11 protein-coding genes and 1 other RNA gene are annotated in these 11,074 nt (G+C 65.3%); 8 read left to right on the top strand and 4 right to left on the bottom strand.

Features of this window, described 5'->3' with window-relative positions; all coding sequences use genetic code 11:
* Positions 1-41: 41 nt before the first annotated feature.
* From V7Q53_RS22080 to V7Q53_RS22095, 4 genes are all read right to left on the bottom strand, one after another.
* Entirely contained in the window at positions 42-1,325 is a 1,284-nt protein-coding gene (locus V7Q53_RS22080) for a TRAP transporter large permease (protein WP_333831051.1), read from the bottom strand.
* Entirely contained in the window at positions 1,318-1,839 is a 522-nt protein-coding gene (locus V7Q53_RS22085; protein ID WP_333831052.1) for a TRAP transporter small permease, read from the bottom strand. The genes V7Q53_RS22080 and V7Q53_RS22085 overlap by 8 nt, the downstream gene beginning before the upstream one ends.
* Positions 1,840-1,902: 63 nt before the next feature.
* The gene (locus V7Q53_RS22090) at positions 1,903-2,883 is read right to left on the bottom strand and encodes a TRAP transporter substrate-binding protein (RefSeq protein ID WP_333831053.1); all 981 of its coding nucleotides are present in this window, start codon (positions 2,881-2,883) and stop codon (positions 1,903-1,905) included.
* A gap of 171 nt (positions 2,884-3,054) precedes the next feature.
* Positions 3,055-3,705: a TetR/AcrR family transcriptional regulator gene (locus V7Q53_RS22095; RefSeq protein ID WP_333831054.1), complete on the bottom strand. Its 651-nt coding sequence runs from the start codon at positions 3,703-3,705 to the stop codon at positions 3,055-3,057.
* 106 nt (positions 3,706-3,811) lie between these two features.
* Between V7Q53_RS22095 and V7Q53_RS22100 the strand changes: the two genes are divergently transcribed.
* The 8 genes from V7Q53_RS22100 (at position 3,812) to ssrA (ending at position 11,056) form a co-directional block, all read left to right on the top strand.
* The gene (locus V7Q53_RS22100) at positions 3,812-4,876 is read left to right on the top strand and encodes an extracellular solute-binding protein (protein WP_333831055.1); all 1,065 of its coding nucleotides are present in this window, start codon (positions 3,812-3,814) and stop codon (positions 4,874-4,876) included.
* Positions 4,877-4,896: 20 nt separating this feature from the next.
* Positions 4,897-5,748 carry an ABC transporter permease gene (locus tag V7Q53_RS22105; protein ID WP_333831056.1) on the top strand — a complete coding sequence of 284 codons (852 nt, stop codon included), beginning with the start codon at positions 4,897-4,899 and terminating at the stop codon, positions 5,746-5,748.
* Positions 5,748-6,518 carry an ABC transporter permease gene (locus V7Q53_RS22110; RefSeq protein ID WP_333831057.1) on the top strand — a complete coding sequence of 257 codons (771 nt, stop codon included), beginning with the start codon at positions 5,748-5,750 and terminating at the stop codon, positions 6,516-6,518. The genes V7Q53_RS22105 and V7Q53_RS22110 overlap by 1 nt, the downstream gene beginning before the upstream one ends.
* The gene (locus V7Q53_RS22115) at positions 6,515-7,555 is read left to right on the top strand and encodes an ABC transporter ATP-binding protein (RefSeq protein WP_333831059.1); all 1,041 of its coding nucleotides are present in this window, start codon (positions 6,515-6,517) and stop codon (positions 7,553-7,555) included. Before V7Q53_RS22110 ends, V7Q53_RS22115 begins: the two co-directional genes overlap by 4 nt.
* Positions 7,552-8,295, top strand: a complete 744-nt coding sequence (locus V7Q53_RS22120) for an MBL fold metallo-hydrolase (protein WP_333831061.1) — start codon at positions 7,552-7,554, stop codon at positions 8,293-8,295. Before V7Q53_RS22115 ends, V7Q53_RS22120 begins: the two co-directional genes overlap by 4 nt.
* The gene (locus V7Q53_RS22125; RefSeq protein WP_333831062.1) at positions 8,292-9,716 is read left to right on the top strand and encodes an aldehyde dehydrogenase family protein; all 1,425 of its coding nucleotides are present in this window, start codon (positions 8,292-8,294) and stop codon (positions 9,714-9,716) included. The genes V7Q53_RS22120 and V7Q53_RS22125 overlap by 4 nt, the downstream gene beginning before the upstream one ends.
* A 7-nt stretch (positions 9,717-9,723) precedes the next feature.
* On the top strand, positions 9,724-10,683 hold the full coding sequence (speB, locus tag V7Q53_RS22130; RefSeq protein ID WP_333831063.1) for an agmatinase: 960 nt from the start codon (positions 9,724-9,726) through the stop codon (positions 10,681-10,683).
* A 20-nt stretch (positions 10,684-10,703) separates the two neighbouring features.
* Positions 10,704-11,056: a transfer-messenger RNA gene (gene ssrA / locus V7Q53_RS22135) on the top strand.
* Positions 11,057-11,074 lie beyond the last annotated feature (18 nt).

The raw sequence follows: 11,074 nt of genomic DNA on the forward strand, positions 1-11,074 counted from the left end.
AATTCACCCCCCAGCGTATTTCCGGCAAGATGAAGGCGGGGTCAAAAGCCACTGGCGCGGGGCAGCCAGGTGGACAGGAACGGCACAAACGTCAGCAGCATCAGCACCACGAAATTGGCCAGAAAGAAGGGCGGCAATTCGCGGATCAGTGCGGTCGGTTTGAGTTTGACCGCCGCCGAGACCACGAACAACAGACTGCCCACCGGCGGCGTTGTCAGCCCGATGGTCAGGTTGACGATCACCACGATGGCGAAATGGATCGGATCAATCCCCAGCGCGAAGGCGATGGGCGCCAGGATCGGCACAAGGATCATCACCCCCGGCATCGGATCAAGGAACAGGCCAAAGAGCAGCAACAGCACATTCACCGCCAGCAGGAAGACGACCGGGTGCAGATCGAGCGCGACGATATAGCCTGCCAGCGCCTGCGGCACCCCCTCGATGATCAGCATCCAGGCGAAGGCGCGCGCGCCCGCCAGGATCAGCAGCACCGCCGCGCTGACCAGCGCCGCGCTGAGCAAGAGCGCGGGCAGGTCGCGCAGCCTGAGCGAGCGATAGACGAACATGCCGCACAAAAGCGCATAGGCCACCGCCATCACCGAGGCCTCGGTCGGGGTGAAGACACCGGCCCGGATGCCGCCGATGATCAGCACGATCAGCCCCACCGCCGGCAGCGCATAGAGCGTCGCGCGCCCCCGCTCCCCCCAGTCGGCGCGCGGCTCGCTGCCGATATAGCCGCGCTTCCGGCTCATCCACCAGTTGGCGGCCAGCATGCCGCCGGTGATGCACAGGCCCGGAACGATCCCCGCCATGAACAGCGCCACGACCGAGACCCGCTCATCCTGCATGGCGTAGATGATCATGATGATCGACGGCGGGATGATCGGCCCCACCACCGCCGCCGAGACGGTCAGCGCCCCCGCATAGGCGCGCGGATAGCCCCCCGCCTCCATCATGCGGATCATCATCGCGCCCGGCCCCGCCGCATCGGCCAGCGCCGAGCCCGAGATGCCCGCGAACATGGTGGAGGAGGCCACGTTGGCATAGCCCAGCCCGCCGCGCAGATGCCCCATATAGCGCACCGTCATGCGCAGCAGCGCATGGGTCATCGCGCCGCCGGTCATCAGTTCGGCCGCCAGAATGAAGAACGGCACCGCCAGCAGCGGGAAGCTGTCGATGCCCGAGAACATCTCTTTCACGATGACAATCGCCGGATAGCGCGAGCCGAAGGTCAGCGCCAGAAAGGCCGCGATGGCGATGGCAAAGGCCACCGGCACACCCAGCACCAGCAGGCCGAAGAGCGCGGCGAACAGGATCTCAGCCATTTTGCCCTCCGATCAGCGCGCCCTCATCCGCGCCCACATGCTCACCCGCGCGGATGAAGCGCGGCGCGATCAGCAGCAGATGCGCGATCAGCAGCGAAAAGCCCACCGGCATGGCGAGATAGATATACCAGTACGAGATGCGGGTGGCCGGGGTAAGCTGGCGGCCCATCCGGTTCATATACTGGTGCCCGACCACCACCATATAGGCAAAAAAGAACAGCAGAAGCAGAACGATAGCCGCCCTGAGCGCGATGCGCGCGCGGATGGGCAATATGTCATGCAGATTGGTGATGGCGACATGCCCACCCTGACGCAGCACCAGACCGGCTGCAAGAAAAGTCATCCAGATCATCAGGTAGCGCGCCACTTCATCCGCCCAGGGGATCGACTGGCCGGAAAGGTAGCGCAGGCCGACATTGGTGAAGACCACCGAGGACATCGCCACAAGGCACAGGATCACCGCCCAGGCATTGAGGGCAACAAAGGCGCGTTCGGCTTGGCGGAACAGGGACATCGGGCGGTTCAGTGCATTGGCCCCGGCGGTTTGGCCGCCGGGGCGCAGGGGTTCAGGCAGCGCTTACTCGGTCGCGATGATCGCTTCGATCTGGTCGCGGTCATAGCTGGTGTAATACTGCTCATAGGCGGGGGCCAGCGCTTCCTGGAAGGCGGCGCGGTCTTCGGCTGAAAGCTGGCCCACATCCATGCCGCGCTCACGCAGCGTTTCCATCCCGCTTTCCTCGACGGAATCGACAAAGCCGCGCATGGCGCCGACGGCCTCGGCGGCGGCTTCGCGGAAGATCTGCTGGTCTTCCTCGGTCATCGTATCCCAGACCATGGGCGACACCAGCAGCATCGCGGGCGAATAGACATGGCCCGAGATGGTCAGGTATTGCTGGACATCATTCAGGCTGGCCGAGACGATCACCGACAGCGGGTTTTCCTGCCCGTCGATGGTGCCCTGCTGCAGCGCGCCGATCACTTCCGGCCATGCCATCGGCGTGGGCGCGGCGCCCAGCGTCTGGAAGGCGGTCAGGTGGATGGGGTTTTCCATGGTGCGCAGGCGCATGCCGGCCATATCCTCAGGACTGGCGATCTGGTTGCGGTTGTTGGTGATATGCCGGAAGCCCTGCTCACCCCAGGCCAGCGCGACCAGCCCGACATCATCGAACTGCGCGAGGATGTCCTGACCGATGGGTCCGTCCAGCACGCGGCGGGCATGGCCGAGATCACGGAACAGGAAGGGGATGTCGAAAACGCCGGTTTCCGGCACGAAATTGGCCAGCGTGCCCGAGGAAACGATCGTGGCCTCGACGGTGCCAAGCTGCACGCCCTCGATCACCTCGCGCTCACCGCCCAGACCGGACGAGGGGAAATGACGAAAGACATAGCGGCCCTCGGTGCGCTCTTCCACCAGTTCCTGCCAGCGGTTGGCGGCAACGCCGTAATGCGATTCAGGGGCCAGCGCATAGCCGATCTTGATCTCGGTCTGCGCCAGAAGCGGGGTTGCGACGAGCGCACCGAAAAGGGCACCGGCAAGCGCGGTTTTATGTAGGGTCATCTGCGGTTCTCCTCCGTTCAACAGGCCAACCCGGAAGCGCAGTGCGCGGCTGTTCCGGGCGGTGGGGGTGAATAGGGCTGATGCGCCGGGCTGAGTCAACGGATAATCGTGCCCGGCGCGGCGCGCGCAGAGCCGGGAAAAGCCCCTGTCCGGTGGCCAGTCTGCGCTGGTTCAGCCCGGCGGCGTTGCGGGCCGGTCCGGTGCGGCGATCAGGCGAAGCAAGGGGGCGTTCTGCCAGGAGACCTGCGCCTTCAGCTCTGACAGGCTCTGCTCTTCATCTTTCGCAAACTCGATGAACATCATGTTAAGGTTGTTGAACAGAAGCGTGCCCACCGCCGTCGCGTCGATCTCAGGGCGCACCTTGCCGCGCGTCTGCAGGCTTTCGATCAGCGTGCAGACCTGCCCTGCAAGGCGCGCGTCCAGCGCCGTATAGCGGCGGCTGACCGGCGTGTCGGGGCTGCGGATGGCCAGCGCCATGGCCGTGCGCCACATCTCCTTGCTCAGATAATGCAGGGAATGGTCGTAATAGAGGCCGATCAGCGCCCCCACCGCCTCGGCCACATCGCCGGTGCTGGCGGCGATCAGTTGCGCCCCCTCTTCCAGAATTTCCTCAACCTCGACACTGACGATGGCCACCAGCACATCGCCCTTGTTGCCGAAGTAATTATAGACCGTGCCGACCGAGACACCGGCCTCTTCGGCGATATCCTCGATGCGGGCCGCGTCATAGCCCAGACGGCGGAACCGTGTGCTGGCGGCCTCCAGAATCCGCCGCAGGCGGTCGGCCTTTTGTCTTTCGCGCAATCCCATGGGCGCTGTCACTCCGCTGCTCTCCCCCTCCGGAATTTTGATATTGACTTTAAAAATGAACGGCCTCAAGTTTTTTCTAAAAACAACGCCTGCAAAGGCCCAACAGAGGAGAATTGCCATGCCCCGCTCCATCCACGCGCTGCGCCTGTGCGCGCTGGCCACCACCGCACTGGTTGCCCTTCACGCCCCGGCTGCCGCGCAATCGCTCAATGCGCTGGTCTGGTGCGACCATGCCGACCCCGAGCTGATCCGCCCGTTCGAGGAAGCGCATGGCGTGCGCGTCAACCTGCGGGAATATGAGGGAACGGCGGCGGGGCTGTCCATTCTGGAGCAGTCGCGCCCGGGTGACTGGGATGTGCTGGTGATCGACGCGGTCGATGTGCACCGCGCGGTTGATCTGAGCCTGCTGGCTGCCCTGCCCGCCGAGGCGCTGCCCACCGCCGATTTCTTCCCGGAACTGGTAATGGATGACCTGAACACCCGCGATGGCGTCACCTATGCGGTGACCGAAAAATTCGGCTACAACACAATCTCGTTCAACCGCGCCACCGTCGATCCGGCGGATATGAACGATCTGTCGGCGCTGTGGTCCGGGCGCTATGACGGGCGGATTGCGATTTATGACTATTACCTGCCGGTGCTGGGCATGCTGGCGCTCAATGCCGGGATCGACACCGCCGATCTGGACGCTGAAGCGCTGGAAGGCCTGCGCGCGTCGCTCTTTGATCTCCGCGCGCGCTCGCGGCAGGTGGGTGAGGTGGTCGCCAGCCAGACGGCACTGGCCACCGGAGAGGTGGATATTCTGGTGGGCGGCGGCGAATGGCTGACCGCCGTTCTGGCCGATGAAAACCCGGATCTGGACTGGACGATACCGGAACAGGGCGCTGTCCTCTGGGCGCAGTCCATCGCCGCGCTGGCCGACAGCCAGAACCCCGATCTGGCGCTGGAATTCGTGCGCTACATCGCCAGCCCCGAGGGGCAGGCGCGGCTTGCCACCTCGTCGTGCTACTGGGGGATGCCCGCGAATGCCGCAGCGGGTGAGCATCTGAGCGACGCGCAGCGCGCCATTCTGCGTTGGGATGAGCAGGAAGGGTATCTGGCCCGCGCCCAGCGCTACCCGGTGCCTGATGCCGCGCTGGATGGCGCGATGCAGGATCTGTGGACCGATATGTTGCAGAACTGAGCGGCGAAAGGGGGCAGCGCATGGTGCAGAACCGCGAAAGGCGGGCGGGCTGGGGGCTGGTGGCCCCTGCCCTGATCTGGGTGGCGCTGTTCTTTGCGCTGCCCTTCGCGCTGATGGTGGGGCTGAGCCTGTCGCGGCTGGAAGGGCGGGTGGTGGCGCCCGGTTTCGGGCTGGACAATTACCTGCGCTTCTTCACCGAGCCTTCGCTGCTGCGCGGTCTGGTGGTGTCGCTGGAAATTACCGCGATTGTCACCGTGATGTCGGTGCTTCTGGCCTACCCACTGGCATGGATCATCGCCTTTCAGGTGCCCCGGCGCTGGCAAAGGCTGGCGCTGGTGCTGGCGATCCTGCCGTTCTGGACATCCTATGTCGTGCGCTCCTATGCGTGGCTGCTGGTGCTGGGGCAGAACGGGGTGGTGAACCGCGCGCTGGTGGCGACGGGGCTGGTGGATGCGCCGCTGATCCTGTCAGCCACGCGCTTTGCCACCGTCACCGGCTTTGTGCATTTCTTCACCATGCTGCTGACGCTGACGATCTATGCCAACCTCGTGCAGCTTTCGCCCAACTACGCCCGCGCCGCCGCCGATCTGGGCGCGGGGCGTTTTGCCACCTTCCGCCATGTCATCCTGCCGCTGACCCTGCCCGGCGTGATGACCGGCGCCTTCCTGACCTTCGTTCTGTGCATCGGCGACTATATCACGCCGCAGATTCTGGGCGGCAATAACGAGCTGACACTGCCGCAGCTGATCATGATGCAGCTGGGGCGGCGGGGCGATTTTCCGATGGCGTCGGCGATGGCGGTGATCCTGATGGCGGTGGTGTCGCTGGCCTACCTCGCCTGCGCGCGCTGGCTGCGGCTGGAGCGGGTCTGATGCGGGTGCTGGGGTGGCTTTATCTGGCGCTGATGTTCGGCTTCATCTTCCTGCCGGTTGCGGTGCTGGTGCTGTTCTCGTTTCAGGAGGGCCGCCTGCCGGTGCCGCCCTTCAACGGCCCCAGCCTGCGCTGGTACGCCGATGTGCTGGGCGACCGGCGGCTGATGTCAGGGCTGGGCAATTCGCTTCTGGTGGCCAGCCTTTCGTCGCTGCTGGCGCTGATCCTTGGGTTTCTGGCCGCGCAGGGGCTGGCCCGCTACCGCCTGCCCGGCACGCTCTTGATTCGCGCGGTGCTGGTGGCACCCCTGACCGTCAGCTACCTGATCATCGCGCTGGGGCTTCTGGCGCTGTTCAACCGCGCCGGGCTGGGCCTGTCGCTCTGGACTGCCGGGATCGGCCATGTGGTGATCAACCTGCCGCTGTGCTTTTCGATCCTCTACGCCTCGATGGGTGAGCATCAGCGCGCGGCGGAGCAAGCGGCGCGCGATCTGGGCGCGGGCGAGGCGCAGGTGCTGACGCTGATCACCGCGCCGATGCTCGCGCCCGCCATGCTGGCCGCGTATTTTCTGGCCTTCACCTTCAGCTGGGATGAATTCATCATCGCCTATCTCCTGACCCGCTTCGATGTCACCCTGCCGGTGGAGATATGGTCGCTGCTGCGATCAGGCCTGACACCGCGCGCCAATGCCATCGGCAGCCTTGTTTTCCTTGTCTCCGTGGGGGTTCTGATCGTCATGCAACTGACCGTCTTTCGCCGGGCGCGCCCATGACCGCAGGCGTTGAACTGCGCGATCTGCGCATGACCTTCGGCAGCTTCACCGCGCTTGACGGCGTGTCGCTGGATATCGCGGCGGGGGAGTTTGTGGTGCTGCTGGGCCCCTCGGGCTGCGGCAAGACCACGCTTCTGTCGATCCTCGGCGGTTTTCTGACCCCGGCTTCGGGCAGCGTGCATATCGGCGGGCAGGATATGACGCGGGTTGCGCCAAAGGACCGGCCCACCACCACCATGTTTCAGGATTACGCGCTTTTCCCGCATATGACGCTGCTGGATAACGTAGGCTTCGGCCTGCGGATGCGCGGCATGGGGCGGCGGGCGCGGTGGGGCAAGGCGCAGGAGATGCTGGAACTGGTGGGCCTGCCCGATGCCGGGGGGCGCTACCCGCATGAACTGTCAGGCGGGCAGCGCCAGCGGGTGGCACTGGCGCGCGCGCTGGCCGTCGATCCGCAGGTGCTGCTGCTGGATGAGCCGCTGGGCGCGCTGGACCTGAAGCTGCGCCGCCAGATGCAGGATGAGCTGAAGACCATTCAGCGCCGGGTAGGCACCACCTTTGTCCATGTCACCCATGATCAGGAAGAGGCGATGGCGATTGCCGATACGATCGTGGTGATGAACGCCGGGCGCATCAGCGATCAGGGACCGCCGCGCGCGGTCTATCTGACGCCGCGCAGCCTGTTCTCGGCGGCCTTCATGGGGGAGATCAACCTGATCCCCGGCACCGGAGACGGCGGCGGCGGCGGCGGCACGTTCCGCACCCCGCTGGGCACGCTGCCCCTGCCCGCTTCGGGCGCGCAGACGCTTTGTATCCGCCCCGAAGCCATCGGCACCCAACCGGCCGCCCTGCCCCTTGGCCCCGCCCGGCTGGTGGACAGCGCCTTTTTCGGCACCCACCACCGCTGCCATTTCGCCCCGCTCGCCGCGCCTGACCTGCGCCTGATCGCGCATCTGCCGCAGGGGGCTGAGCCGCAGCCGGGTATGGAAACGCCCTTATTCGCCCACACCCATACCCTGCTGGAGGGTCACCCATGAGCAGCCTTGTCCGCATAAGCGCTGATCAGTGGTATCGCCTGCGCCGCCTTGACGATGGCATCACCTGGATTGATGAGCCGCATATCGTCGAATTCTATCGCTGCAACATCTGGCATATCCGCGGGCGCGACCGGGATATGCTGGTGGACAGTGGCATGGGCGTGGTCAGTCTGCGCGAATGGGTACCGCTGGTCAGCGAACGCCCGCTGGATGCCGTCGCCAGCCATACCCATTTCGACCATATCGGCTGCCACCATGAATTCCCCTGCCGCCTGTGCCATGAAGCCGAGGCCGGTATTCTGGCCCGGCCCACCCGCGAAAACACCTTCTCCGACAAATATGTCACCGATGACATCTTCACCGCCCTGCCGCCCGAACCCTACCAATCCAGCCGCTATGCGGTCAAAGGCGCCCCGGCCACGCGCCTGCTGCATGATGGCGACATGATTGATCTGGGTGACCGCCGGTTCGAGGTGATCCATACCCCCGGCCACTCCCCCGGCGGAATTGCGCTGTGGGAGGCGGCGACGGGGGTGCTGATTTCCGGTGATATCGTCTATGATGGCGAACTGATCGAGGGCACGAGCGCCCTTGAACAGGCGCAATACATCGCCAGTATGGAGCGGTTGCTGGCGCTGCCGGTGCGCGTGGTCCATGGCGGGCATTTCCCCAGCTATTCGGGCGCGCGGCACCGCCAGATCATCACCGGCTGGCTGAAGGCAAAGGAGGAAAAGGCATGATCGACAAGCGGCAGTTCTATATCGGCGGGCAATGGGTGGACCCGCTCTCGCCCGATGAGCATGCGGTGATCAACCCCGCGACCGAGGAGGCCGTCGCCACCATCTCGATGGGCCGCACTGCGGATATCGACCGCGCGGTGGCCGCCGCCCATGCGGCATTTCCCGGCTGGGCCGCGACCGCCCCCGCGGAGCGCCGCGCGCTGGCGGAAAAGCTGCTGGCGATCTACCGCGCGCGCTATGAAGAGATGGTGCAGGCGATCACGCTGGAGCTGGGCGCGCCCCTGACCATGTGCCGCGATCAGCAGGCCGATGTCGGCGTGGGCCACCTGGAGGGGTTTCTGCGCGCCTTTGACCGTATCAAATGGCGCGAAAAGCTCGACAATGGCGATACGCTGCTGCGCGAGCCAATCGGCGTCTGCGGGCTGATCACGCCGTGGAACTGGCCCATGAACCAGATCGTTCTCAAGGTGGTTCCGGCGCTGCTGGCGGGCTGCACCTGCGTGCTCAAACCCTCCGAGATGACCCCGCTCAGCGCCATGCTCTATGCTGAAATGATCCATGACGCCGGTTTCCCGTCCGGCGTGTTCAACCTTGTCAACGGCAGCGGCGCCGAGGTGGGCGCTGCGCTGTCGCGCCACCCGGATGTGGCGATGATGTCCTTCACCGGCTCTACCCGCGCGGGCGTGGCGGTCAGCTGGGATGCGGCACCGACCGTCAAGCGGGTCATGCTGGAGCTGGGCGGCAAATCCCCCAACCTGATCTTTGCCGATGCCGATATCGCCACCCGTGTGCCCGCCAGCCTTGCCGAAGTGTTCAACAACACCGGCCAGAGCTGCGACGCCCCCACCCGCCTGCTGGTGGAGCGTTCGGTCTATGATCAGGTCGCCGCGCTGGCGGTGCTGGCCGCGCAGGCGCAGGCGGTGGGCGACCCGATGCAGGAGGGCGACCACATCGGCCCCTTGGTCAGCGCCCTGCAATATGAGCGTGTGCAAAAGCTGATCGAGACCGGGATCGAGGAAGGCGCGACGCTTCTGGCCGGTGGGCCGGGGCGGCCTGAGCGCTTCAACCGTGGTTACTTCGTGCGCCCCACGGTCTTTGGCGATGTCACCAACCAGATGACCATCGCGCGCGAGGAAATCTTTGGCCCGGTCGCCGTGCTGATCCCCTTTGACACCGAGGAAGACGCGGTCAGCATCGCCAATGACACGCCCTATGGCCTTGCCGCCTATATCCAGACCGGCGACAGCGCGCGCGCGGAGCGGGTGGCGGCGCGGCTGCGCGCCGGAATGGTCCATGTCAACGGCGCGGGGCATCAGTATGGCAGCCCCTTCGGCGGCTACAAGCAATCGGGCAACGGGCGCGAGGGCGGTCTGCCGGGGCTTGAGGAATTTCTGGAACTGAAGACCCTGCACCTGCCATGAGGACGAAATGAGCCAACGCTTCAACCAGCCGCTGGGCGGCAATGACATGCCCCGCTTCGGCGGCCCTGCCACGATGATGCGCCTGCCCACGCAGGCCAGCGCCGAGGGGCTGGATGCGGCCTTCATCGGCATTCCCATGGATATCGGCACCTCGAACCGGCCCGGCACAAGGCTGGGACCGCGCCAGATCCGCGACGAGTCGCGCATGCTGCGGCCCTATAACATGGCGACCGGCGCCGCCCCCTTTGACCACCTTCAGGTGGCCGATATCGGCGATGTGCCGATCAACACCTTTGACCTGAAGAAATCGGTCGGCATCATCGAGGCGTTCTATACCGGGGTGCTGTCGCACGGCACCATCCCGCTGACACTGGGCGGCGACCACACGCTGACATGGCCGATCCTGCGCGCCATCAAGGCCCGTCACGGGCCGGTCGCGCTGATCCATGTCGATGCCCATGCCGATATCAACGACGAGATGTTCGGCGAAAAGGTCGCGCATGGCTGCCCCTTCCGCCGCGCCTGGGAGGATGGCTGCCTGCAAAATGACAAGGTGTTCCAGATCGGCCTGCGCGGCACCGGCTATGGCCCCGATGATTTCGACTGGGGCCGCGAGAAAGGCTGGCGCGTGGTGCAGGCCGAGGAATGCTGGCACCGCTCGCTGGTGCCGCTGATGGCGGAAATCCGCACTGTCATCGGCGATGCGCCGGTCTATCTGAGCTATGATATCGACAGCCTCGACCCGGCTTTCGCCCCCGGCACCGGCACGGTGGAGCCCGGCGGGCTGACCATCTGGCAGGGGCTGGAGATCGTGCGCGGCTGCGCGGGGCTGAACCTTGTGGGCGCCGATCTGGTCGAGGTCTCGCCGCCCTATGACCCCTCAGGCAACACCGCGCTGACCGGCGCGAACCTGCTTTACGAGATGCTCTGCGTCCTGCCCGGCGTGCCACAACGTGCGCAGGGCTGAGCAGCGCACCCCCCATATGGGGGCTTGAGAAGCTCCGCGCGCGCGCCTATATTACCCCTGTGCCCGGCAACGGGTACTATGGACATAAACGCGCTCGTAATACGCGGATCGGACCCGGGGGCGGTACCCGGCGGCTCCACCAAAAACCCGGTCTTGGCGGGTCATGGGGCCGAAACAGGATCGACGAACGTCTAAAGGGGTTTGCTTTGTCCCGGTGAGCTACCACCGTTATCGGTGCTCAAGTACAGTTGCCAATGACAACCGTGCTCCGGTGGCTGTTGCTGCGTAAGCGGTAACACTACCGAAACTTAAGCCCTTGCGCTTAGCCGCGTAAGGCGGGGTTCGCAGGCACCTGGCAACAGAAGCCTGCACTTAATCCCCCTCCCCCCAG

It is taken from the genome of Pararhodobacter sp. (genome assembly GCF_036802785.1).
GTDB lineage: Bacteria > Pseudomonadota > Alphaproteobacteria > Rhodobacterales > Rhodobacteraceae > Pararhodobacter.